This window comes from Limosilactobacillus sp., from assembly GCF_051873035.1.
Classification (GTDB): domain Bacteria; phylum Bacillota; class Bacilli; order Lactobacillales; family Lactobacillaceae; genus Limosilactobacillus.
Window position 1 is genome coordinate 1 of the sequence record NZ_JBJEEL010000076.1, and the last position, 25,819, is coordinate 25,819.

The 25,819-nt window shown below is 47.4% G+C and carries 18 protein-coding genes; 2 read left to right on the forward strand and 16 right to left on the reverse strand.

The genetic code is table 11. The features are described from left to right. Positions 1 to 78 precede the first annotated feature (78 nt). The 3 genes from fusA to rpsL all read right to left on the reverse strand — a co-directional run bounded on the left by fusA (position 79) and on the right by rpsL (position 3,204). Complete coding sequence (fusA, locus tag ACI31H_RS07790) at positions 79 to 2,163, reverse strand: elongation factor G (protein WP_439771416.1); 2,085 nt, start codon at positions 2,161 to 2,163, stop codon at positions 79 to 81. A 132-nt stretch (positions 2,164 to 2,295) separates the two neighbouring features. Then, positions 2,296 to 2,766 carry a 30S ribosomal protein S7 gene (rpsG, locus tag ACI31H_RS07795; protein ID WP_439771417.1) on the reverse strand — a complete coding sequence of 157 codons (471 nt, stop codon included), beginning with the start codon at positions 2,764 to 2,766 and terminating at the stop codon, positions 2,296 to 2,298. Positions 2,767 to 2,787: 21 nt separating this feature from the next. Then, positions 2,788 to 3,204, reverse strand: coding sequence for a 30S ribosomal protein S12 (gene rpsL, locus ACI31H_RS07800; protein WP_003711584.1), 417 nt, complete (start codon positions 3,202 to 3,204; stop codon positions 2,788 to 2,790). A gap of 253 nt (positions 3,205 to 3,457) precedes the next feature. On the opposite strand from rpsL, the gene ACI31H_RS07805 reads away from it, so the two are divergent. Further along, the gene (locus ACI31H_RS07805) at positions 3,458 to 4,144 is read left to right on the forward strand and encodes a prepilin peptidase (protein WP_439771418.1); all 687 of its coding nucleotides are present in this window, start codon (positions 3,458 to 3,460) and stop codon (positions 4,142 to 4,144) included. A 140-nt stretch (positions 4,145 to 4,284) separates the two neighbouring features. Here the strand turns inward: ACI31H_RS07805 and ACI31H_RS07810 are convergent, their stop codons facing one another. From ACI31H_RS07810 to ACI31H_RS07865, 12 genes are all read right to left on the reverse strand, one after another. Next, positions 4,285 to 5,460 (reverse strand): DUF998 domain-containing protein, encoded by a 1,176-nt coding sequence (locus ACI31H_RS07810; RefSeq protein ID WP_439771419.1) that lies wholly within the window; start codon positions 5,458 to 5,460, stop codon positions 4,285 to 4,287. A 72-nt stretch (positions 5,461 to 5,532) separates the two neighbouring features. Beyond that, on the reverse strand, positions 5,533 to 9,168 hold the full coding sequence (gene rpoC, locus ACI31H_RS07815; RefSeq protein WP_439771420.1) for a DNA-directed RNA polymerase subunit beta': 3,636 nt from the start codon (positions 9,166 to 9,168) through the stop codon (positions 5,533 to 5,535). 52 nt (positions 9,169 to 9,220) lie between these two features. Continuing rightward, positions 9,221 to 12,829: a DNA-directed RNA polymerase subunit beta gene (rpoB, locus tag ACI31H_RS07820; RefSeq protein WP_439771421.1), complete on the reverse strand. Its 3,609-nt coding sequence runs from the start codon at positions 12,827 to 12,829 to the stop codon at positions 9,221 to 9,223. A 225-nt stretch (positions 12,830 to 13,054) separates the two neighbouring features. Next, a complete protein-coding gene (locus ACI31H_RS07825; protein ID WP_439771422.1) occupies positions 13,055 to 13,648 on the reverse strand; it encodes a TetR/AcrR family transcriptional regulator in 594 nt (197 codons plus the stop codon). Between the two features lie 132 nt (positions 13,649 to 13,780). Further along, entirely contained in the window at positions 13,781 to 16,267 is a 2,487-nt protein-coding gene (locus ACI31H_RS07830; protein ID WP_439771423.1) for an ATP-dependent Clp protease ATP-binding subunit, read from the reverse strand. 15 nt (positions 16,268 to 16,282) lie between these two features. Beyond that, the gene (locus ACI31H_RS07835) at positions 16,283 to 16,750 is read right to left on the reverse strand and encodes a CtsR family transcriptional regulator (RefSeq protein ID WP_439771424.1); all 468 of its coding nucleotides are present in this window, start codon (positions 16,748 to 16,750) and stop codon (positions 16,283 to 16,285) included. Positions 16,751 to 16,895: 145 nt separating this feature from the next. After that, positions 16,896 to 17,918 carry an alcohol dehydrogenase AdhP gene (gene adhP, locus ACI31H_RS07840; protein ID WP_439771425.1) on the reverse strand — a complete coding sequence of 341 codons (1,023 nt, stop codon included), beginning with the start codon at positions 17,916 to 17,918 and terminating at the stop codon, positions 16,896 to 16,898. A gap of 235 nt (positions 17,919 to 18,153) precedes the next feature. Then, positions 18,154 to 19,344: an MFS transporter gene (locus ACI31H_RS07845; protein ID WP_439771426.1), complete on the reverse strand. Its 1,191-nt coding sequence runs from the start codon at positions 19,342 to 19,344 to the stop codon at positions 18,154 to 18,156. Positions 19,345 to 19,428: 84 nt separating this feature from the next. Then, positions 19,429 to 20,271 carry a LysR family transcriptional regulator gene (locus ACI31H_RS07850; RefSeq protein WP_439771427.1) on the reverse strand — a complete coding sequence of 281 codons (843 nt, stop codon included), beginning with the start codon at positions 20,269 to 20,271 and terminating at the stop codon, positions 19,429 to 19,431. 11 nt (positions 20,272 to 20,282) lie between these two features. Next, positions 20,283 to 20,978 carry a matrixin family metalloprotease gene (locus ACI31H_RS07855; RefSeq protein ID WP_439771428.1) on the reverse strand — a complete coding sequence of 232 codons (696 nt, stop codon included), beginning with the start codon at positions 20,976 to 20,978 and terminating at the stop codon, positions 20,283 to 20,285. A gap of 174 nt (positions 20,979 to 21,152) precedes the next feature. Then, positions 21,153 to 22,301 (reverse strand): glycerate kinase family protein, encoded by a 1,149-nt coding sequence (locus ACI31H_RS07860; RefSeq protein WP_439771429.1) that lies wholly within the window; start codon positions 22,299 to 22,301, stop codon positions 21,153 to 21,155. Between the two features lie 16 nt (positions 22,302 to 22,317). After that, a complete protein-coding gene (locus tag ACI31H_RS07865) occupies positions 22,318 to 23,613 on the reverse strand; it encodes a GntP family permease (RefSeq protein WP_439771430.1) in 1,296 nt (431 codons plus the stop codon). 205 nt (positions 23,614 to 23,818) lie between these two features. Between ACI31H_RS07865 and ACI31H_RS07870 the strand changes: the two genes are divergently transcribed. Then, positions 23,819 to 24,889, forward strand: a complete 1,071-nt coding sequence (locus tag ACI31H_RS07870) for a CdaR family transcriptional regulator (RefSeq protein WP_439771431.1) — start codon at positions 23,819 to 23,821, stop codon at positions 24,887 to 24,889. 24 nt (positions 24,890 to 24,913) lie between these two features. On the opposite strand, the gene ACI31H_RS07875 is transcribed toward ACI31H_RS07870, so the two are convergent. Further along, positions 24,914 to 25,765, reverse strand: a complete 852-nt coding sequence (locus tag ACI31H_RS07875) for a TrmH family RNA methyltransferase (RefSeq protein ID WP_439771432.1) — start codon at positions 25,763 to 25,765, stop codon at positions 24,914 to 24,916. Positions 25,766 to 25,819: the final 54 nt, after the last annotated feature.

Genomic DNA, 25,819 nt, shown 5'->3' on the forward strand with positions numbered 1-25,819 from the left:
TCTCACATTTAAGTGAGAGGTGTCGGCATCCATCAATACCAGTTGACAGATACCCCTTTTACTTATGGTAAAGAACGATTATTCGTTACCGTTCTTCTTGATAATATCTTCTTGGATTGACTTAGGAACAGCTGAGTAGTGGTCGAAAGTCATCGTGAAGGTACCACGACCTTGCGTAGCAGAACGCAGGGCAGTAGCGTAACCGAACATTTCTGACAGTGGAACGAATGAGTGGATCAGTTGAGCGTTACCACGTTCTTCCATCCCATCGATCGTACCACGACGAGCGGTAACTTGACCCATAACGTCACCCATGTTGTCTTCTGGGACAACAATGTCAACCTTCATAATTGGTTCAAGGATAACTGGGTCAGCCTTCTTAGCAGCGTTCTTCAGAGCCAGTGATGCGGCAACCTTGAAGGCTGCTTCACTAGAGTCGACTTCGTGGTAACTACCATCGTAGAGCTTAGCGTGCATGTCAACAAGTGGGTAACCAGCAAGAACACCGTTTTGCATAGCTTCCTTCAAACCTTGTTCAACAGCAGGGATAAATTCACGTGGAACAACCCCACCGACAATGGCGTCTTCGAATTCGAAGCCCTTACCTTCTTCAAGTGGTGTAAATTCGATCCATACATCACCGTATTGACCTTTACCACCAGATTGACGAACGAACTTACCTTGGGCACTTGCTTGCTTAGTAAATGCTTCACGGTAGGATACTTGTGGCTTACCAACCTTAACTTCGGCGTGGAATTCACGACGCAGACGTTCAACAATGATGTCCAGGTGCAATTCACCCATCCCGGCAATCAGCGTTTCACCAGTTTCAGGGTTCGTTTCTGCCTTGAAGGTTGGGTCTTCTTCAGCCAGCTTTTGCAGACCCTTGTCCATCTTGTCTTGGTCAGCCTTGGACTTAGGTTCAACAGAAACTTGGATAACTGGGTCAGGGAAGTCCATTGATTCAAGTTGCAGTGGGTGATCAGGATCAGTCAGGGAGTCACCAGTAGTGGTGTTCTTCAGACCGATTGCAGCGGCAATATCACCAGAGAACACTTCTGGGATTTCGTGTTGTTGGTTAGAGTGCATTTGCAGCAAACGACCAATCCGTTCACGCTTACCCTTAGTAGCGTTCAGAACGTAAGAACCGGATTGCAGTGAACCAGTGTAAACACGTAAGAAGGTCAAACGACCAACAAATGGGTCAGTAGCAATCTTGAAGGCCAAAGCGGCGAATGGCTTGTCGTCACCAGCAGTCAGTTCGATTTCGTTACCGTCTTCGTCATGAGCAACGAATGGCTTAACATCAAGTGGTGATGGCAGGTAGTCAATAACGGCATCCAGCATCATTTGGATACCCTTATCCTTGTAAGCCGAACCAGCTAATACAGGGAAGAGCTTTTGGTCCAAAGTACCCTTACGGATAGCAGCCTTGATTTCATCAACGGAAATGTCTTCACCTTCGAGGTACTTTTCCATGATGTTGTCATCAATGTCAGCCAGCGTTTCGATCATAGCATCGTGACGCTTTTGAGCTTCGTCCTTCAGGTCATCTGGAATGTCAACAGTATCCCAGTTAGTACCCAGCTTATCTTCGTCGTAAACGTAGGCCACCATCTTAACCAGGTCAACAACACCGACAAATGAATCTTCGGCACCAATTGGCAGTTGAATTGGCAGTGGGGTAACGTTCAGACGGTCCTTGATCGTTTGAACAGAGTAGTCAAAGTTGGCCCCAACCTTGTCCATCTTGTTAGCAAAAACAATCCGTGGAACGTTGAATTGGTCAGCTTGACGCCAAACCGTTTCGGTCTGTGGTTCAACACCGGCTTGGGCATCCAGCACCGTTACGGCACCATCAAGCACCCGCAATGCACGTTCAACTTCGACAGTGAAGTCCACGTGTCCTGGGGTATCGATGATGTTAATCCGGTAGTCCTTCCAAACGGCCGTAGTAGCAGCGGAAGTGATAGTGATACCACGTTCCTTTTCTTCATCCATCCAGTCCATTTGTGAAGCACCATCGTGGGTTTCACCAATCTTGTGAATCTTACCAGTGTAGTAAAGAATCCGCTCAGTAGCAGTCGTCTTACCGGCATCGATGTGGGCCATGATACCAATGTTACGAGTCTTAGCGAGTGGGTATTCACGTTTATTAGCCATCTTAAGAGTGTATCTCCTTCCAAATTATGGTTATCAATTAATTCGTCATTTTCAGAAAAAGGGATGACAGTAATTTATCAACTACGTCACCCCTTTTCGACCAGTTAAGCAACTGGTCTCAATTGAAAGTGATTACCAGCGGTAGTGTGCGAAGGCACGGTTGGCTTCTGCCATCCGGTGCGTATCTTCACGCTTCTTAACTGAAGCACCTGTGTTGTTAGAAGCATCGATGATTTCGCGTGTAAGCCGTTCAACCATAGTGTGTTCCCCACGCAAACGTGCGTATTGAACAATCCAGCGAAGACCTAACGTGGTCCGCCGTTCTGGACGAACTTCGATCGGTACTTGGTAGTTAGAACCACCAACACGGCGGGCCTTAACTTCCAGCACTGGCATAACGTTGTCCATTGCTTCTTGGAATACTTCAACTGGGTCGTTACCAGTTTCTTCCTTAATTTGGTCAAAAGCTGCGTACAAAATCTTCGTAGCAGTTCCGCGCTTACCATCGATCATCAAGTGGTCAATCAAGCTCGTAACCAGCTTTGAGTTGTACATTGGATCTGGTAAGATTTCACGCTTTTGTACATGTCCTTTACGTGGCATTACTTAACTCCTCCTTATAAATTACTTCTTCTTAGGCTTCTTAGTACCGTACTTGGACCGTGATTGCATCCGGCCTTCAACACCAGCAGTATCAAGGGTACCACGGATAACGTGGTAACGAACCCCTGGCAAGTCCTTAACACGACCACCACGAATTAACACAACTGAGTGTTCTTGGAGGTTGTGACCGATACCTGGAATGTAAGCAGTAACTTCGATCAGGTTGGAAAGACGTACACGGGCGTACTTCCGCAGAGCTGAGTTAGGCTTCTTAGGAGTCATCGTACCGACACGGGTAGCAACCCCACGCTTTTGTGGAGATGGTGTCTTAACTTCTTCTTTCTTGAAAGTGTTGTAAACATAACCAAGAGCTGGTGACTTTGACTTGCCCTTGTGGCTCTTACGGCCCTTACGTACCAATTGGTTAATGGTTGGCATTATTTTTTCCCCTTCCTTATTTTAAGTCCACACATCCAGGTGGTTCTTTTTAGAAAATAAAAAAATTGCTGGATGGATATTAGATTGTCGTGCCTTCGTTGACGCATTCGTCTGCCCAACGACAGACACTCGTTGCTAAAAAAGCACCTTAAATAGAGTATCACGCTCATTTTAGAATGTCAACGAACACTAAGCGTTATTTTCAGAGATTTACCAAAAAAGTCCGTTTTAGTTTAGTAAGGAGGTCTTAAGGATGCTGAGCTGTTATTACTTCATTATTGGTACTATTTTAGGATCGTTTGCCTGTCTTACCGGTTACCGACTTGGTACCGGTAAACTGCCCTGGTCCCCACCACGCTCTCATTGTGATTCTTGCCACCAGCAACTCCGCTTTTGGCAGCTCATCCCCATCGTCGGCTGGCTGCTCCAGGCCGGCCACTGCCGCTATTGCCACGCCCCCATTAGTCTTTTCTTCCCCTTGACAGAGGTTTGTACTGGCCTAGCGGTAGCTAGTCTTTGTAATTCCCGACTACTTTATTCTTTTACGTTCATAGCGGTTATTACCAGTCTTGTTATTCTAGCAAGTAGTGATTACTTTCACCACTTTATTTTCCCGATCTTTATCACCGGCCTGAGCCCCCTCTTCTTCCTTTACCAACCTAGCTGGTCACCACTTGATCTTTTCTTTGCTGGTATTGAGATAACCCTCTTCTCTTTTCTAACCTTTGTCAATAAAAGCTTAGGAAGTGGGGACTGGGAATTCTTATTGATGACACTCCTAACGTTAGGTTGGTTTAATACTGCCCTTATAACCTTCTTTGCGAGTGTCTTTTCGGGATTAGCTTTCTTTCGTTTGCGGACAATTCCCCTAATGCCCGGCCTGGGCCTTGGAACTATCCTAACCCTGGTCTGGTTAAAACAAACTGGCGCATTGCCATAATCCCTCTAGATAGATCAAAAGCAAACGGCACGGTACACAAAAGAGGTCCAAAGCCCGGCAAAAGCCAAACTCTGGACCTCTATTGGTACTCGTGGAGGCTCACGAAGCCGTAAGCAACTTTCGTCTCGCCCTCAGTAAAGTTAATTTTCGGTTGTTTTCTCCTCTTCAACCGTCACAATAAATAGGTTATGGCCAAAACTGGATAAGTTCTCAATATTTTGTAGTAATAACAAGATCCAAGAAAAGGCCAGACCAAACTCAAGTAATTCAAAGGCCGTTAATGATAGGTAATCGGTCAGTTTAAAGACGATGTATTCGGCCCCCATAATCGCTCCCATTACATAGGACAATACCAAGAACTGCTTAGTGACGCGCGGTAGGAGCCACCTTACCGTTGCGATTAAGATTAAGATGATATAAACCAGCCACATCGAAATCCGATCATGCAGGACATGGAATTCGGGATCATTAGGAAAGAGGCCAATCGAGGCAATGCAAATGGATAGGCCATACAGTAGCCACCTTAACATCAACGTTTTCTTCCCCGGAAATCGTTTTTGTAGATTAACAAAGAGGTAATCGACCAGGGTCATCATCAAGACCCCCGAAAAGATTAACGTCACGTTAAACTGAAAGTTGGCCGAATTTTCGGCGGTCCCTAAAAAGCTAAAGTTGTGTTTCCACCAGTCCCGACTGGAATTGGTCAAAATTGAGAAAACCATTCCCCCAATAATCATGATCGTTAAGAGGTTAGTGATTACGTTCGTGGTTAGGGTCATTGCCAGATTAATCATCACGTAATTCACTACCGCTACAATCATAAAAATCATCACGGACGAAGTGTAGATATCAAAGCTGGCGTCCATAAACATTCGCCACAGCAACCAAAAGGCTGCGTAAAACGAAAAGACCAAGATCAAGCCAGTCGCAATTACGATCGTCGGTATATTTCGCCAATATAAGTCCTTAGTTGGCCCTGTCCGGTGCATTTTAGTCCAGATTGCGGTGATTGTAAAAATAACCAGCCCACAAATCGTCCCTAGTAGTGTTGCCCCGTTCGCAATCGAATAGTCACGGCCGTTTAAAGCAATCTGAGTTATCCCCTGGCTCCGAATATAAACAAAGAAAATAACCATCATGATTAATGCCGGGGCCGTGTACAGCCAGAGGTTAATTTGTGGTATTTGGTCAATTACGTTCGCCGGCCGAATATTAAACTGTTTGTGATTAACGCTAAGTGACAATTTATCCCCGGGCTCCAGATCAGTATCATGCAATGCCGATTCCGGAATTGTAATTTTATATTTCTTAGCCAACTAACTCCCCCCTCTCAAAATAAAAAGGGTGATGACAATCCTTGCCATCACCCTTTTAGTAGTTAATACTGATTAGTTTTGCTTGTCTTCTTCCTTCATCTTGGCTTCGAGGTCCTTGATGGAGTAAGCAGCCACGCTAACTTCTTTTGGCTTAATGTTCCGGTAAGTACTCATACCAGTACCAGCTGGAATAATCTTACCAATAATAACATTTTCCTTCAGACCAACTAGTGGATCATTCTTACCACGGATAGCAGCATCAGTTAATACCCGGGTGGTTTCTTGGAAGGAGGCCGCAGATAAGAAACTATTAGTTTCAAGGGCAGCCTTAGTGATACCAAGAATTACTGGACGAGCAGTAGCTGGGATACCACCGGCGTACAGTGTTGGCTTATTAGCATCACGGAATTGACTAATGTCCATCAATTGACCTGGCAGTAAGTCAGTGTCACCTGGATCCATTACCCGAACCTTCCGCATCATTTGCCGGATCATGATTTCAACGTGCTTATCCAGCAGGTCAATACCCTGCATCCGGTAAACACCTTGTACCTGAGCTAAGAGGTAAGTTTCAGTTGAAAGAACATCCCGTACTTGGATCAATTCCTTAGGGTCAATTGAACCTTCGTTAAGGGCGGTCCCACGGTGGATAAAGTCACCTTCAGCCACCCGCATCCGGGCCGTAATTGGCAGGGTGTAAGTCCGCGTATCCGTTTCACCCTTAACCGTTACGTCCTTAGTCCGTTCAGCAGGATTTTCTTCAATTGAAACTACTTCACCGGTTACTTCAGTGATGGTTGCACGACCCTTAGGATTACGTGCTTCCACAATTTCTTGCACACGAGGTAGACCTTGGGTGATATCGTCGTTACCAGCCACACCACCAGTGTGGAAGTTCCGCAACGTCAGCTGGGTACCTGGTTCACCAATTGATTGAGCGGCAACCGTACCAACGGCTTCACCGGCTTCAACCCGGTCACCAGTAGCAGCGTTCCGACCGTAGCAGCGTTCACAAACACCGTGTTCAGTGTTGCAAGTAAAGGCGGAACGAATCGTAACCTTCTTAACACCAGCGTCAACAATCTTTTGGGCCATATCTTCATCGATCAGAACATTCTTACCCACGATCTTTTCACCGGTCTTTGGATCAAAGACGGACTTCATCGTGTAACGACCCATAATCCGGTCGTACAGTGGTTCGATCATTTCGTTACCGTTCGTAATCGCAGTAACTTCCAGACCACGGTCAGTCCCACAGTCTTTTTCACGAACAACCACGTCTTGGGCAACATCAACCAGCCGCCGGGTCAGGTAACCTGAGTTGGCAGTCTTCAGAGCCGTATCAGTCATACCCTTACGAGCACCGTGTGATGATAAGAACATTTCCAGAACGGAAAGACCTTCATAGAAGTTAGACAGAACTGGCAATTCCATGATCTTACCGTTTGGTGAAGCCATCAAACCACGCATTCCGGCCAGCTGGGTAAAGTTAGAAATGTTACCACGCGCACCGGAGTCAGACATCATGTTGATTGGGTTGTGGATGTCCATGTGTTCGATCAGCTTGTTTTGGACTTCATCCTTGGCATCGTTCCAAGCACCGATAACCCGTTCGTACCGTTCGTCATCCGTAATCAGACCGCGACGGAATTGCTTCGTAATCAAAGCGACTTGCTTCCGGGCCTTCTTAATGATTTCTGGCTTTTCAGGCAGGTCATGAATATCAGACATGGCAGTCGTCAAGCCGGAAATAGTGGATTCGTAGTAACCAAGGTCCTTAATCCGGTCCAGGAATTGAGAAGTCTTCGTAACCTTGTATTGCTTGTAAACTTCGGCAATCAGGTCAGATAAGAAGCCCTTCTTAAATGGTGGAACTAGTGGTGCGTTTTCAAGGTATTCATGAATGTCTTGACCTGGCTTGAGGAAGAACTTCTCATCAACACCTTCGTGAATATTAGCATCAGTTGGTTCGTTAATGTAGGCAAAGTCCTTTGGCATGATCCGGTTAAAGAGGAGCTTACCAACAGACGTTACCATGATTTGGTTCCGTTGTTCATCCGTAAATGGCTTGTCAGGGAAGGATGAGACTTGCACACCAACCCGCGTTTGCAGGGCAACGTAGCCATTCTTGTAGGCCATTTCAGCTTCATCGGTATCCTTGAAGATCATTCCTTCGCCTTCACGGCCCTTGTCTTCAGTGGTCATGTAGTAGTTACCGATAACCATATCCTGAGATGGGGAAACGATTGGTTCACCGTCACGAGGACTCAGAATGTGGTGAGCGGCCAACATCAACAGACGGGCTTCCGCTTGGGCTTCATCCGACAACGGAACGTGGATGGCCATCTGGTCACCATCGAAGTCGGCGTTGTAGGCGGTACATACCAGTGGGTGCAACCGCATGGACTTACCAGAAACCAGAATTGGTTCGAAGGCCTGAATACCAAGCCGGTGCAGGGTAGGTGCCCGGTTCAGCAATACTGGGTGTTCCTTAATGACGTCTTCCAATACATCGAAGACATCGTCATCACGACGGTCGATCTTCCGCTTGGCAGCCTTAACGTTTGCAGAGAGGCCCCGCTTTACCAATTCATGCATGATGAATGGCTTAAACAGTTCCAGTGCCATTGGAACAGGCAGCCCCATTTGGTTCATCTTCAGGGATGGACCAACATCGATAACGGAACGACCAGAGTAGTCAACCCGCTTACCAAGCAGGTTTTGACGGAACCGTCCTTGCTTACCCTTAAGCAGGTGTGACAAGGACTTCAGTGGACGGTTACCAGGACCAGCAACCGGACGACCACGACGACCGTTATCGATCAAAGCATCAACGGCTTCTTGCAGCATCCGCTTTTCGTTTTGCACGATGATTCCCGGTGCTTGTAACTTCAGCAGGCGCTTCAGACGGTTGTTACGGTTGATAACCCGCCGGTAGAGGTCGTTTAGGTCAGAGGTAGCGAACCGGCCACCTTCAAGTTGAACCATTGGACGAAGGTCAGGTGGCATAACTGGGATAACATCCATCACCATCCATTCTGGCTTGTTACCAGACTTGATGAAGGCTTCCAGGATGTCCAGACGCCGGATTGCCCGGGTCCGCTTTTGACCAGTAGCTTCCTTTAATTCTTCCTTCAGTTCATTAGCTTCCTTTTCCAGGTCCACGTCGGCCAGCAGCTTCTTGATAGCCGCTGCACCCATTTCAGCAGTGAACCGGTCGCCAAATTCGGCCTTCTTGTCACGGTATTCTGCTTCGGAAAGTAATTGCTTCTTTTCCAGTGGCGTGTCACCTGGATCAAGAACAACGTAGGAAGCAAAGTAGATGACTTCTTCCAGAGAACGAGGGCTCATATCAAGTACTAACCCCATCCGACTTGGAATACCCTTAAAGTACCAAATGTGTGAAACCGGAGCAGCCAATTCGATGTGACCCATCCGTTCACGACGAACCTTGGAACTAGTGACTTCGACACCACAACGTTCACAAACACGACCCTTGTAGCGAACCCGCTTGTATTTACCACAGGCACATTCGTAGTCCTTAGTTGGGCCAAAGATTCGTTCATCAAACAGACCTTGCTTTTCTGGCTTCAGGGTCCGGTAGTTGATGGTTTCCGGCTTCTTTACTTCACCGTATGACCAGCTCCGGATCTTATCTGGTGATGCCAGACCGATCTGCATGCTTTCAAATTTATTGACATCAATCAAAGGATGTTCCTCCTTGTTTTTTTATGCATGAGCGAAGAACTAAATTTTACTCTTACTTGGTCTTATCTTCAGTTGAGGATGATGAGGTGGCCTTATCAGCACTCTTCTTATCCTTATTATCAGCGTTATGTTGTTCGGCATACTTAGCTAAGGCATCAACGCTAACAACTTCGGAGTCATCTTCATCCATGTTCTTCAGTTGAATTTCTTTATGGTTGCCATCAAGGACCTTCATATCAAGGCCTAATGCTTGCAGTTCCTTAACCAGCACACGGAATGATTCCGGAACACCTGGCTTTGGAATTGATTCACCGTTAATGATGGCATCGTAAGTCCGGACACGACCAACGGTATCATCAGACTTGTAGGTCAGAATTTCTTGAAGAGTGTAGGCTGCCCCGTAAGCTTCGAGGGCCCAAACTTCCATTTCACCAAACCGCTGACCACCGAATTGGGCCTTACCACCAAGTGGTTGTTGCGTAACCAGTGAGTAAGGACCAGTTGAACGGGCGTGGATCTTATCGTCAACCATGTGGGCCAGCTTCAGGTAGTGCATTGAACCAACGGCAATCCGGTTTTCAAATGGTTCACCGGTCCGACCATCATAAAGGATCGTCTTACCGTCTTCAGGGAACCCGGATTCACGAACGGCATCCCAAACATCCTTGTCGGTTGCACCATCAAAGACTGGAGTAGCCATGTGAATACCAAGCCGCTTAGCAGCCATCCCTAAGTGCAGTTCAAGCAGCTGACCAATGTTCATACGACTTGGCACACCCATTGGACTCAGCATAATGTCGATTGGCGTACCATCTGGCATGTATGGCATATCTTCTTCAGGGATAACAATGGAAACCGTCCCCTTGTTACCGTGACGACCAGACATCTTGTCACCAACTTGGATCTTACGCTTTTGGGCGATGTAAACCCGAACCATGGTGTTAACACCTGGTGATAATTCATCACCGTTTTCACGGGTAAAGATCTTAACGTCTTGGACGATACCGCCACCACCGTGAGGAACACGGAGTGAAGTATCACGAACTTCACGGGACTTTTCACCAAAGATCGCGTGGAGCAGCCGTTCTTCGGCAGATAATTCAGTCATTCCCTTTGGAGTAACCTTACCAACCAGGATGTCACCATCATGAACTTCGGCACCAACACGAACAATACCGTCTTCATCAAGGTCCTTTAAGGCATCGTCACCAACGTTTGGAATTTCCCGAGTCATTTCTTCAGGTCCCAACTTAGTTTCCCGAGCTTCAGACTCGTAAGATTCGATATGGATTGACGTGTATACATCATCCTTAACCAGGCGTTCGTTAATGGCGATGGCATCTTCGAAGTTGTATCCTTGCCACGTCATGAAGGCAATTAGTGGGTTTTGTCCCAGCGCTAATTCACCTTGTTCCATTGATGGACCGTCGGCCAGAACATCATCAGCATCGACGTGCTCACCAACCTTAACGATTGGACGTTGGTTGTAGTTCTTACCACCGTTTGAACGACGGAACTTCATTAACTTGTAGGTGTCAAGTGAGCCGTCTTCTTCACGAACACGAACTTCACGGGCATCAACATACTCAACAGTACCAGGCTTCTTAGCAATCAGGGCCACCCCAGAGTCGTGAGCTGCTTTGTAGTCGATACCAGTACTTACTAGTGGTGCGTGTGGGTTGATCAACGGAACAGCTTGCCGCTGCATGTTGGCACCCATCAAGGCACGGTTAGAGTCATCGTTTTCAAGGAAAGGAATACATGCGGAAGCAACGGAGACAACTTGTTTTGGCGAAACGTCCATGTAGTCGACGTTTTCAACACTAGTTTCAACGTATTCATCCTTGTCACGAGCCATAACTTCGTCATCAACAAAGGAACCATCATCATTCAATGGTGAGTTGGCCTGGGCGATCACAAAGTTATCTTCTTCGTCGGCCGTTAAGTAATCGATCTTGTCGGTTACCTTATGGGTCTTCCAAGATACACGACGGTATGGCGTTTCAATGAACCCATACTTGTTAACACGAGCGTATGAGGAAAGACTGTTAATCAAACCGATGTTTGGACCTTCCGGCGTTTCAATTGGGCACATCCGGCCATAGTGCGTATAGTGCACGTCACGAACTTCATAACCAGCCCGGTCACGAGTTAAACCACCAGGACCTAAGGCAGACAGACGACGCTTGTGGGTCAATTCACCCAGTGGGTTCGTTTGGTCCATGAACTGGGACAGTTGTGAAGAACCAAAGAATTCCTTAATTGAAGCAACCACTGGCCGAATGTTAATTAATTGTTGTGGAGTAACGGTATCCGGGTCTTGGATGGACATCCGTTCCCGAACAACCCGTTCCATCCGGGCTAACCCAATCCGGAATTGATTTTGCAGCAATTCACCCACGGAACGAATCCGCCGGTTACCCAAGTGGTCAATATCATCGGTGCTGCCAATACCTTCTTGCAAGTTGAAGAAGTAGTTCAATGAAGCCAGGATATCAGCTGGTTCAATGTGCTTGTATTCCAACGGAATGTGGCCATTACCGATGATTGGCACTACTCGGTCAGGGTCATTCTTGGAGTAAACCAGAATCTTTTGCAGCTTAACTGGTTCCGTAACCACCGCTTCGTCAGATGGCGTGTAGGTAACCATCTTGAAGTCGTCCCGATCCAGGTATGGTTCCAACTTCTTCAAGATTTCCTTAGTGACCGTGTCACCCTTTTGGGCCAGCACTTCACCAGTGTCAGGGTCAGCCAAGGTTTCAGCTAACGTTTCACCTAACAGACGGTACTTGAGCATCAGCTTCTTGTTAGTCTTGTAACGACCAACTGGTGCCATGTCGTAACGCTTAGGATCAAAGAAACGAGCCGTCAACAGGTTACGAGCTGAGTCAGCCGTCTTTGGTTCACCAGGACGAAGACGTTCATAAATATCCTTCAAGGCTTCTTCAACCCGGGAGTCTTCAGCGTTCTTGTGAACATCCTTATCTAAGGTCAGTGACAGGGTTTCACTGTCACCACCAAACATATCAATAATTTCATCATCAGAACCGAAGCCAAGTGCCCGGACTAATTCGGTCATTGGCAGCTTCCGCGTCCGATCAATCCGGACGTATGAAACATTCTTGGCATCAGTTTCGTATTCGAGCCAGGCACCACGGTTAGGAATAAAGGTAGCACCATAGCTTGGCCGACCATTCTTATCAGCTTCTTCATTATAGTAGACACCTGGGGAACGAACTAATTGCGAAACAATTACCCGTTCGGCACCGTTAATAATGAAGGTCCCCTGGTCAGTCATTAATGGGAAGTCACCAAAGAATACATCTTGGGACTTGATTTCACCAGTTTCGTGGTTAGTTAACCGTAAAGTAACATGAAGTGGTGCTGAGTAGTTAGCATCGTGTTCACGTGCTTCATCAACAGTGTACTTAGGTTCTAAAAGTTGATAATCAACGAATTCCAGGGAAAGCTTACCTTGGAAGTCATCAATTGGCATAATATCATCAAACATTTCCCGTAGACCCTTGTCCATAAACCAATTGTAAGAATCGGTTTGGATTTCAATCAGGTTTGGTAACTCGAGAACTTCTTTGATTCGGGAGTAACTACGACGGGTACGGTGTTTACCGTATTTTACTAAATGTCCGGCCAAACTGTTCACCTCTCTAATTTGTTGGGTGAGTTCATTTAAATGTTACAATTTGTTTACAAATGGTCCAAAATCCAACTTTTGGGCAAAAAAAATCCAAAAACAGTCTAAAACTGTCTTTGGTTTTATGGTAGAACCCGATGGACAATAGATCACCGGCGTTCAAATGAACTCACAATTACATACTTTGTAAGTATAATATAAGTAAATTGCGATGTCAATATAGATGTCTGTAAATTAATTCCGCTTTGCCAAACCGTTAACAATGCAGTCCAGGATTAACTCATCACGCTGGTCAGTCGTGATCGAATGTCCCCCGATTAGTTGGTAAGTACCAAAAACCGGTGACAGGCTAGCCAAAAAGATCTCGGCCGCTTCTTTTGGCAATAGATCTGGCCGTAAGTTAGCAGCTGGCTGCTTGAAATAGTCACCGATGGGGCCCAGGTAATCCATTGTAAAGATCATGTTTAACTTCTGCTGGGCACTCTTCGATAAAAGAAACATGGCCTGGTTATACTGGTCATAAATGCTCAGGGGGTGGTGCTTCTTTAAGACGTGGACAATCTCCAAGAGTTGTTCTTCTGGATCTAGATCGTGTTTTCGAATTACTTTATTTATCTCTTGCCGAATTTTCCGTGATAGCCGCGTCATCACTTCCAGGTACAGGACTTCCTTATCGCTAAAGTGGTGATATAGGGCCGGCTGAGTGATACCGATTTGTTTAGCGATATCACGCGTGGAAGTTTCGCCAAAACCTTTTTGTAAAAACAGCTTGGTCGCCGTCTTTAAAATGGCCTGGCGAGTTTTTTCCAATTGCTCTGCTCGTTTCATTAACAGATTTCCTCCTCAATTTCGCTACCACCCTATTATAGGACTAATTTTTATTGCAACACAACTAATTTTCAAAGCAAAAGCGTCTGAAACCCGTTGTCATCAACAGATTTCAGGCGCTTAGTTAGTTTTCTACTTTACGGACGTCGCTGCACTAGTAGTAGGATTTTTCACCTTAACGGCAATTTTCCCTTGGTGTGCGCCGACCGTTACATTATCACCAGTCTTAATTTCGCCGTCAATCAGTGCCATGCTTAGCCGGTCCTCGATCTGGTCCTGGATGGCCCGCCGCAATGGTCGTGCCCCGTATTCCGGATCATAACCAACCGCCGCAATTAGGTCGATGGCTGCCGGCGTTACCTTTAGTTTAATTCCCTGTCCAGCAATGCGCGTCCGCAGCTCATTGGTCATTAACTTGACGATCTGGTGGAGTTCCTTCTTATTTAAGGAGTGGAAGATAATGGTCTCATCGATCCGGTTCAAGAATTCAGGCCGGAAGTGCAACTTCAACTGTTGACGAATTGCTCCCGCCATGGCCTGGTAATCCTGGCTCAAGTCACGGGCACCGAAACCAACTTCCTTTTCATCTTGTAATTGAGTAGCCCCTAAATTAGAGGTCATGATGATAATCGTGTTCCGGAAGTCAACCCGCCGGCCCTTTGAATCAGTTAGGTAACCATCATCGAGCACCTGAAGTAAGAGGTTAAAGACGTCCGGGTGCGCCTTTTCGGCTTCATCCAGGAGAACTACCGAGTAAGGGTGCTGACGAACCTTTTCCGTCAGTTGGCCCCCCTCGTCATAGCCAACATAGCCCGGTGCCGCCCCAATCAAACGACTAGTGCTGAACTTCTCCATGTATTCGGACATGTCAATCCGAATCATATTATCTTCAGAGCCAAACATTGCTTCCGCAAGGGCCTTAGCCAGTTCCGTCTTACCAACCCCCGTAGGTCCTAGGAACATGAAGGAACCGATCGGCCGGTTGGGATTCTTCAAGCCACTCCGGGCCCGCCGAATTGCCTTAGCAACTGCATCGACCGCTTCGTCTTGCCCGATCACTCGCTTGTGCAATACCTTTTCCAGGTTGATGAGGCGTTCACTTTCGCTCCGCTTCAACTGGGTTAACGGTACACCGGTCCATTCTGCCACGACCTTAGCAACATCTTCACCGGTTACCTTAAGGCGGTAGTGCTGTTGATCCTCTTGCTTTTCGACCTTCTCAGCCGCCTGGTTAAGTTTAGCCCGTAAGCTCAACTCTTGCTCACGAAGATCGGCCGCCTGGTCAAAGTCTTGTTGTTCGATTGCGGTTTCTTTCTTCGTCTGTAGATCTTGGATCTGCTCTTCAAGTGATGGCTTGCGATTCTTCTTTTCTTCCGCATCAATCCGCACCATTGCAGCTGATTCATCCATCAAATCGATCGCTTTATCTGGTAAGAAACGGTCAGAAATGTAGCGATCAGAGAGTTTAACCGCTTGTTCTAGTGCATTATCCGTAATTTTAGCATGGTGGTGAGCTTCATACTTCGGACGCAGGCCCCGTAAAATCGCTAAGGTTTCCTCCGGAGTTGGTTCGTCAACTTGAACCGTCGCAAACCGCCGTTCCAATGCGGCATCTGATTCAATGTACTTTTGATACTCGTCCAGGGTTGTAGCACCGATCGTTTGCAACTCACCACGGGCCAGGGCCGGCTTCAAGATGTTAGAAGCGTCAATCGCCCCTTCGGCACCACCAGCGCCAATCAGGGTATGGAGTTCATCAATGAATAAGATAACGTGCCCGTCATTTTGAATTTCTTCAATTACCTTTTTAAGACGGTTTTCGAATTCACCACGGTACTTGGTACCAGCTACCAGGGACCCCATGTCAAGCACCATCAAGCGCTTGTTAGCCATTTCTTCCGGTACCGTCCCCGCAACCATCCGTTGGGCTAGGCCTTCTGCAATCGCAGTTTTCCCTACGCCGGGTTCACCGATTAGTACCGGGTTATTCTTGGTCCGCCGACTAAGAATTTGGATAGTCCGCTTAATCTCTTGGTTACGCCCAACGACAGGATCTAATTGTCCTTCCCGGGCCATCTGAGTTAAGTCACGTGCCAGCTTATCCAGAGTAGGGGTGCCACTCTTGCGGTTAGCATTAGCCGTCCGGTTACCGGCCTGGCGCCGTAATTGACTTTCGGCCACCCCTAGTCGCCGCAAGGTTACCTTCCGCATTTGCCGTGGCAATACATCAAGGCTGTAGAGGATCCGGGATGACAAGACACTGTCATCCGCAATTAGGGCTAATAAGAGGTGCTCGGTCCCAATTTTTAATGAGTGCATCTGCTGGGCCTCTTGCCCCGCCAATGACAGTACCTGCTTAGCCTTTGGTGAGTATGGCAGGTAGTCAGCTGGTCCTAATTGATCAAGGGTTCCATAACCAATTAAACGCTCAATTTCTTCTCTAATATCATCACTGGTAATTGAGAATTGCTCAAAAATCTTATTAGCAATCCCATCCTTATCCATTGCTAAGGCCAATAGAAGGTGCTCGGTCCCTACTGCTTGGTGTTTAAAGTACTTAGCTTGTTCATGGGCAATCATTAAAACATGCTTGGCACTTGGGGTAAACATATCATCCATTAGCAATCATCCCTTCTAACTTTCATACCGTAATCGATTCAGTAACGAGATTAATACCCGTGCTCTTAGTCGTGACTCAATATCCGTATTACCAACGTCTAAGGTTTGCTTAGAGAGTGCGACTAACATTAAGTCCCCCTCACGTTGGGTGATTACCTTTTCATCGTATAAGGTCTGAACGATGGCAAAAGCATCACGTTCACGAATTGAGTCACCAATTGTTTGGATCAACGAGTTTAACACATCGACGTTATCAAGTAAATTAACACGCTCTATTCGAATATAGCCACCGCCACCACGCTTACTCTTAACCAGGTAACCATTCTGGATAGTAAACCGGGTCTTAATGACGTAATTAATCTGCGACGGAACCACGTCAAAATGGTTAGCAATCTCAGAGCGGCGGATTTCGACTTGGGCGGAGTCACCGAGGATTTCTTTTAGGTATGCTTCGATAATATCCGAAATACTCTTATTTTCCATGATTCGCCCTCCTTTTCTGACTAATATTGACCATTATTTTAGCATAATTTACCGTCCCTGCCTAATCAAAGGACTTGGGCAACGATATAAAAAGAGGACTGTAGCAATAGCTACAATCCCCTTTACATTAACTTAATCTCTGATTTTACTTTTCAAGAGAGAAGTCAACAACGTTCCGACCAACAACCTTGTTGTCCTTCAATTCTTGAATCATGTCATTGATTTCTGAAAGCTTCCGAGTCCGAACGATTGGGTGAACCTTACCTTCAGCACCGAATTGGAAACATTCAGCCAGGTCTTGACGGGTACCAACTAATGAACCAGCAACGATGATCCCATCAAGAACAGTCTTAGCAATATTAAGCTTCATGTCACCTTGTGGCAGAGCAACGGCAACTAACCGGCCATCTGGACGAAGTGAGTTAACGGCTTGGTCAAAGGCAGCAGTAGTAACCGCAGTAACAACTGCAGCGTGAACACCGCCAACCTTTTCTTGGATTTGTTCGTCAACGTTGTCATCGTGACGGTTGATGCAAATTTCAGCACCGTTTTCCTTAGCGGCTTGCAGCTTGTCAGGGTTACCATCAACGGCGATAACGTGAGCACCGAAGACGTTGTGGGCAAATTGAATACCCAGGTTACCCAGACCACCGGCACCAACGATTGATACCCATTGACCAGGCTTGATGTCAGCAACCTTCAAAGCTTTGTACATCGTAACACCGGCACAAGTCAGTGAAGTAGCTTCAACTGGGTCCAGGCCTTCTGGAACCTTAACAGCGTAGTCAGCTGGAACGATACATTGTTCAGCCATTGCACCATCAGCAGTGTAACCAGCGTTAAGAACGTTACGACAAAGTGTTTCACGACCAGTCAAGCAGTATTCACAGTGGCCACAGCCCTTGAAGAACCAAGCGATTGATACCCGGTCCCCAACCTTTAAGCTGGTAACACCAGGGGCAACCTTGGATACACGGCCGACACCTTCGTGACCGATAATCCGGCCAGGCTTCTTACCAAAGTCACCGGCAGCACAGTGCAGGTCGGTGTGGCAAAGGCCACAGTATTCCATGTCAACTAAAGCTTCACCTGGCTTCAGGTCACGAAGCTTTACATCTTTAACAGTAACGTATCCATCTACTGGATCATTGATAACAGCAGCTTTCATATGCTAAGATCTCCTTCTTAAAAAAGACATGTTATATTTTTCACAACTTATAATAACAGAAGTGCTCGTCTTTTTAAAGCTCTCTTTTAAACATTTAAGGAAATCGCTGTAAACCAATTTACCAATTGTAATGCTTATGACGCCGCTACCATGGCCCAAACTCAAGCAAACCAATCATTAAATTTGTTTGCTTTTTCACTAACTAAAAATAACTAGATTGGGAATTATGTCACAATTATTTAGTTAATCTTTGGGGAACGCCTTGCCAATAATAGTTCACTAGCGCAAGCCCTAAGAAGATCACCGCAGCAACCGTTACCCCGGTCCACTTGTACAGGGCCCACATATTAATACCGACTAATGTCCCAATCGAGCCACCAAAAAAGTATGAAAACATAAAGATCGAGTTATTACGGCTGTTTGCCTGCCGGCTCAACGACTGAATAATGGCCTGGTTCGTAACCTGACTAAACTGCGTACTTAGGTCCAACACCACGACCCCTAACATCAAGAGGCCCATCTTTTGGCCACAGAACCAAAAGATTAGGTAGGCGGCCAGCGCCAATAGCCAACTCAGTCGAATATTGGTCCGTGGTGAGTAGCGGTTTACCATTCGTCCAATGTAAGGAGCAGCAAAAATAGCAACAATCCCTAATAAGCCCATGCTTCCAGCAACCGCACTACCGTAGCCAAAACGGTCTGCTAGTAAAAAGGAAAGCGTGGCCCAGAAAAGGTTGGCCAGACCGAACAAGCAAAAGCCGTTAAGCGCCGAACCGCGCAGGTAGCGGTACCGTTTTACTAACCGCGGAATCGAAGTCAAAATATTCCAGTAGTTTATCGGCTGGGTTAACTTTCGGGGATCATTTGGCACCAGGTAGTGGATCAGGACCAGCAAAACGAGGTTAACGCCGGCGGCCAAGAAGTAGACCATTTGCCATCCCCAATGAGCGGCAATAATTCCACTAAAGGTCCGCGCAAACAGGATTCCCGTTAACATACCACTAATCATCGCACCGAGGATCGGCCCCTGTTTCCTAATGGGCGTCAAATAGGCAACGTATGGAATGATGATCTGTCCACCAACCAAGGTCAAACCGATTACGACTGACGCTAGTCCAAAGAAGACAACGTTATGCGAACAAGCGGCTAGCGTCAACCCAATTACTGAGGCAACTTCCATCCATTGTAGAAAATGGTAACGGTTATAAGCGTCGCCCAGTGGAACAACCAGTAGTAGTCCCAAGGCATAACTGACCTGTGTCAACATCGCAATTATGGCAATCGTTCCCGGCGCTACGTTAAAGCTTTTGGTCAGCAAGTTTTCAATCGGCTGAATGTAAAACATACTGGCCACTATAATTCCAACGCAGGCGGCCAAGAAAATTACTTTCCCCCGCGAAAATTCAATGTAGTTACTATCATCCATTACTATCCACCTCTCACAGTGAATAGCTTAGCGCAGCACCATTTTTTCCAGAAGTGCCGCTTTAGCATGACCGGGTATGCCAGCTTAACCGCGTAGGGCGGCAACCAGCTTATCCAGGACTAATTGTTCACGAGCAAAGGCGGTAATGATCCGGTTAGGGAGTCCGGTTAATGGCGCCCCCATTAGTTGCTTATCATTACTTGTTAGGTAATCAACCATCCCCATCGGTAGTACCGTTAGAAAGTCCGAGCGGCGAATTAGTTGGATCATCGTGGCCGTATAATCCACCACCTTAAACGAGCGAAAGTGGGAACGGTACTGGGATAATTGACGACTAACCGGGCAATAGTCGGGTGCTAATAAAAGCTTCTTACCATATAAATCCGTAATCGAATATGGTTTTGCCGTCAGTTCATGGCAGCGTCCCATAACCGCCAAGCCCTCGTTTGCTAAATTCTTACTAACATACTGTCCCCGAATCTGAGAAGCGAGTGCACCGTTAACCACCAGTAAGTCAAGTTCGCCATTATTAAATGCTTCGACCAGCTTGATGCCCTCATTTTCAATCTTCAGAAATTTAAATTCTGCAAAATGGTCGGTAAAAAATTGCGGGTAACAGTAAGCCGCAATATTATCAAAGGCCCCGATCCGTAAATCCGCCCACTTAAGCGGTGACTGGTCCAGTAACTGTTCATAGTCCGCAATTAATTTTTGTGCCCGCTTTTGAAACTCCTGACCAGCAATCGTTAATTCCACGCCCCGGGCCGTTCTAACAAAGAGGGTTACGTTAAATTTATTCTCTAGCTGCCGAATTTTTTTACTAATGGTCGACTGGTCAACGTATAAGTACTCACTCGCCCGACTAAAGCTCTTGAGTTTACTGACTACCAGGAAAACTCGCAACAGTTCAAAGTTAAAATTGTCCATCACACATACTCCTATTCTCCATTATATAAGTAGCGAAGGGTCCGCCGGTCATTCTTAGTAATCCCACTTTTAACATTCCGGGGAATCATTACACTATGCATGTATTCAGGGGCGTGAGCGAGTCCCAACGCATGCCCCAACTCATGCTCGGCAACTTCTGTACGGAAGCGCCGCGTGGTGTAATCAAGCTGGCTTGGATCTAAGGTTGACCGGGCCTGAATTAGCGCATGTGTATCGGGATTATATTCTGTGTTTGTCGACCCTAATTGAGATGTTGTATAGCCTACTCCCGGTGCCGAATTACCGTTCGATAAAGACCCGTCCCGGGCAATGATGTCAGCCTTGTCTTCATCTGTCGTCCACTTAATATGGACCGTTCCACCCCGGTTCCAAGCCCGGACGGCACCACGAAAGGCCACCTGAAGTGCTCGATCGTGGGTATCCATATAAATTTTAATATTAGTCGTGGGCCAGCGAAAATCTTCAGTTGGCGTTGGCGTATGTTTAGGAATATAAAGGTGGTGTTTGGCTGCCCGTAGCGCCTGGGACGAGTCATTATCCGTGGTCAACTGATTATCGTCTGACGAACTAAAGGCTGAGGCCGCAGGAGCATTAACCGATGGCAGAGTGGCGGCACGGGCGTCATTCACCACTAACATCATTAACCCACTGAAAGCACTTATTAGTATTACCATTAAACGCCTCATCAAATCTTCCTCCTCAGCCACTACAATCCACCAACTATCATCGCCTACTTTGGGGCCGTAAGCAACTAAAATAAAATCTCCCATCAATTATGACACTAAATACAAATAGGCTCAGAGTATTCAAAAATTAAATACTCTGAGCCTATTAATACCTAAAGAGCTCTCTTGCTCCCCTTATTCTTTACCCGTTGCTTTAATCAAGCGAGCAACGTTCTCCGCCGTTTGCGCAATATCATTAGGAGCATCCTTTAATGCCTGACTTAACGGCTTAGCGCCAGCCGGGGTCGCGAAGATGGCATCAATTGCGTCGCGAGTGTAAAGACTATCGACACCTTTGCCAATATTACCGGCCAGCACAATTACTGGCGCCTGCGGAGCAACACTCTTACAAGCCTTAGCTACACCATAGGGGGTCTTCCCAAACTTAGTCTGGAAGTCAATCCCGCCTTCGCCGGTGAATACAAAGTCCGCATTCGCCGCTTTCTCCTTCAGACCAGTCGCATTAATTACCAATTCCACCCCGTGTTGCATCTGGGCATTAGTGAAGGCCAATAGGCCCGCACCCAAACCACCGGCGGCACCAGCACCAGCTGCCTGTTCAATGTCATGACCAGTATCCCGGGAGATTAGTTGGGCATAGTGGTGAAGGTTCTGGTCGAGCGTTTTAACCATTTCCGGTGTAGCACCCTTTTGGGGACCGAAAACCGGTGCGGCACCGTCATCCCCGGTTAAGGGGTTCGTAACATCAGAGGCGATAGCAATGGTCGTTTGCGCGATCCGAGGATCCACCTGGGAAATATCGATCCGGTCCAATTCAGCCAGGGCACCACCACCAAAGCCAATTGAACTACCATCAGCCTTTAGTAACTTGACCCCCAGGGCCTGGGTCATTCCGGCTCCACCATCAACCGTGGCACTACCGCCAATTCCGATGATAATCTTTTTGGCCCCCCGCTTGATCGCATCAAGGATTAATTCTCCAGTTCCGTAGGTGGTCGTAATTAGTGGATTGGCCGTTTCGTCATTAATAAACTGAATGCCACTTGCGGCCGCCATTTCAATAACGGCCGTTTTACCGTCACCTAGCATTCCGTAATCGGCAGCTGTCAACTGGTAGAAGGGGTCGTGAACCTGGGCCGTGATTAACCGGCCGGCCGTTGCGTCAACTAGTGATTGAACGGTTCCTTCACCGCCATCCGCCATTGGGACGAGGACATAGTCAGCATCCGGGTAAACCCGCTTGATACCCGTAGCCATCGTTTCGGCAGCCTGCTTAGCCGTTAGACCGCCTTTAAAAGAGTCCGGTGCAATAACAAACTTCATGATCATTCACCCTTCCTTAAATCAAATGTAAGAACCCATACAGGATCGTTGCCGTAAGCATCGCTGAACCACCGACAATGGCCTCATAGAGGATCCCGTGTGACCGTTCCTTGATGTCCATGTGCATTGCGTTGGCAGTCACGTGGAAGTAGTTTCCTTGTGGTAACTGGTCAACGACAATGGCACCGGTATGAACCATTGCGGCCGCGGCAAGTGGTGCTACACCAAAGCCCAGGATGGCCTTGGAGAAGGAACCGGTGGCCAGGATAACCCCCGTTGACGTAGAGCCAGTCGCTGCTGCCATCAGGATCCCAGACAGTGGGGCCAAAAGAACTCCCGGAACATGGCCAGCCTTAATACCAGCAATCATCAGTGCCGGTAAGTTAGACGAAGTGATCGTGGCCCCAATCGCACCGGCCCCGATCAAAATCATAACCACCGCCGTCATCCGACTGATCCCCGTCTGGGCATATTCACGGAGAAACTTCCCCTTATGCATTGCTAAGGCACCGATAACTGCGGCAACTGGTAAAACATAAGCCGCATCGAGGTTAACCTTCGTTAAGAACTCAATATGGAAAATAGCACCAATTGGGTTTAGCATCAGAAAAATAATGGCTAAAACAGGGGTAACCAGTGACTGAGCCAGGGTTGGTAATTCCTTTTCATCAACCTGCTTCTGGTCGGTTAAGTCTGCACTAGTCACTGCGTTACCACGACGTTTTATCAGTGAGGCCACAATCACAGTGACAACCAGGGCAACTACTGCCGGAATAAAGTCAGCAATCATGACTTGGCTAAGTTCAACCCCGAAGCCCTTCGCAGCCGCGATCGTGTTGGCATTGGGTGAAATAATATTACCGGCCTTCCCACCACCGGACAGGGCAACTAATAGTGCAAGCTTAGAAATCTTCAACCGTTGACCGACTTCTAAGGCAATCGGTGCTACGATCAATACCGCTACCGGGATAAAGACCCCCACGGCAGTAATCACCATCGTTGCAAAGGCAAGTGAGAAGATTGCCATCCGGTCACCGAGCTTATTAATGATTGTCCGTGCCAGTGTTTCTGCCGCTCCAGAATCCATCATTACCCCAGCGAGGACCCCAGCAGCAAGTACCCGCAAGACGGTTCCCATTACGCTTTGGGTCCCTTTGATAACAATCTGGATGGTTCCCATCGCACTAGCGCCACCGATTAAGGCACCAATTATTGCGCCAAGGAACAAAGCATAGACCGGATCCAGTTTCTTTAGAATTAAAACAATTGCAAGGGCTAGCCCAATTAAGGCGCCCCACCATGTAACCGTCATGAGTCTTCCTCCTCTGTCAATAATAACCAATTCATCATCGTTCCTGTTACCGTTTACATTAAGGCAAAATAACCGTTAAAACAATTAGCAAAGTGTATAATAATCACGGATTAAAATTGGTCATTGTGCACAATTGCACTTGCTTAGTTAGTAAAAAAGCAGGTTGGTTTTGCCGACCAACCCGCTTATAAAAGGAGTGTCATTAATGAAGCTCAACGCACAGTTAGCCCAGTCAATCGTGGACCATATGATGAACCAGATTCCGTATAACATCAACATTATGAATGAGCATGGCTACATTATCGCTAGTGGTAACCCCAACCGAATCAACACTCTCCACGTGGGGGCGGTCGATGCAATTAAGCAGGGTAAAACCTTACCAATGGATCGGGTGCATGGTAGTCACGGTCAGCCTGGTGTTAACATGCCGATTACCTATGAAGGACAAATTGTCGGCGTGGTTGGCATCACCGGTGACCCTGCAAAGGTCGTCCCCCTCGCCTCCCTATTAAAAACTGCCGTCGAACTACTACTCAAGCAGGGGGCCGTCGACCAGGAAAAACGGGAAAACGAGCGTAGCCGGCAACGGTTCCTATACCACCTGCTGCAGGCAACACAGAACCACGAAGCACCAGCCAGTTTAGTTGCCGAGGCTAAGGAGCTTAATATCGACCTAACCATCCCCCGAGTGGTTGTCGCGATCCGGTGCCGGGCAGCAGAACTAGAACACCTCAATAATGCTCCAACCAACCTTACCTTTACACTAGCCAATAATATCGGCCTGGTAATCATTCAAGATGACCTTGCACGGCGGCGCCTTCTTAAATCGTTGAACACGAAACAGTTTATTTACGGAACAAGCGAAGCAACCACCCTAGTTGGTCGTGGGGCCCAGCAGGCCGTTACCACCCTTAAGCTGCGTGAAAACTTCCAGGATAATACACTAACCGCGTATCACCAGGTCCGTATTATTGACCTACTGCTCAAGAGTCACCTCCCAATCCAGTCACTGGTCCAGCAGTTTAATACCCTTGCTACTAGTAAGACCGGGAAAGAACTTATCGAGACGATCAAAGAATTTATTAAGTACGACCTCAACGTTAACCAAACCGCCAAACAGCTCTTCACCCACCGCAATACCGTTAACTATCGACTAGCAAAAATTAAGGAGATTTTTCACCTTGACCCTAAAAAGGCCACGGACCTCTTCCAACTTTACATTGGCTATGCCTACTTTATTAACCAGGAGGATCTAGATAACAACCTTTTCCGTTAAGGCAAATTACACTGGTAGTGCGGCCTAGTGCTGCCGGTTCCCCAATTCCCAAAAGGCCAGGGCCGAGGCCGCGGCAACATTTAAGGAATCAACCCCGGATGCCATCGGGATCTTAATCGTAAAGTCACTCTGGGTAATTGTCTTCTCCCTTAGGCCTGGGCCTTCCGAACCCAAAATAATGGCTAGGCGGTCGACTTTCGCCAGCTGCGGATCATCAATGCTAATAGTGTTGTGGCGTAATGCCATGGCAGCCGTTTGGTAACCGAATTGATGGAGCAGGTCAATTCCCTCCGCCTGCCAGGTCTTAGCGTCAATATACGTCCACGGTATTTCAAAGACGGTCCCCATTGATACACGGGAAGCACGGCGATAAAGCGGGTCGGCGGAGTCGCTTGTTATGATTACGCCATCGATTCCCAACGCGGCCGCCGAGCGGAAAATCGCGCCCACGTTCGCCGGGTTAACCACGCTTTCCAAAATAGCAATCCGTGGATGGTCCGTTGCGATGGTCGCTAAAAATTCAGCTAAATGTGGCCGCTTTACACGTTGCATCGCGGCCAAAGCCCCCCGCAAAAGGTTATAGCCGGCAAGCTGGTGGAGTAGGTCGCTATCAGCAACATAAATTGGTGTCTGTCCAAGCCCACTGGTGTTATTGGCGGCCATTTCATGGTCCAGATCGGCTAGGTCCCGTTTTAGTGCCTTTTCTTCGACTAGAAGAGAGGCCGGCCGGTAACCCGCCCGCAAGGCCCGCTCAATTACCTTGGGACTCTCTGCAATAAACAAACCCGGCTGCGGTTCCCGGACGTGAAAAAGTTGGGCCTCATTAAGCCGAACATAGGGATCTAAAGCGGCACCTGTTAAATCTGTAAGAAAAATGGGTCTACACTTTCTGGTATTGATGAAAATCAATGCCAGTTTTTTTGTACGCAA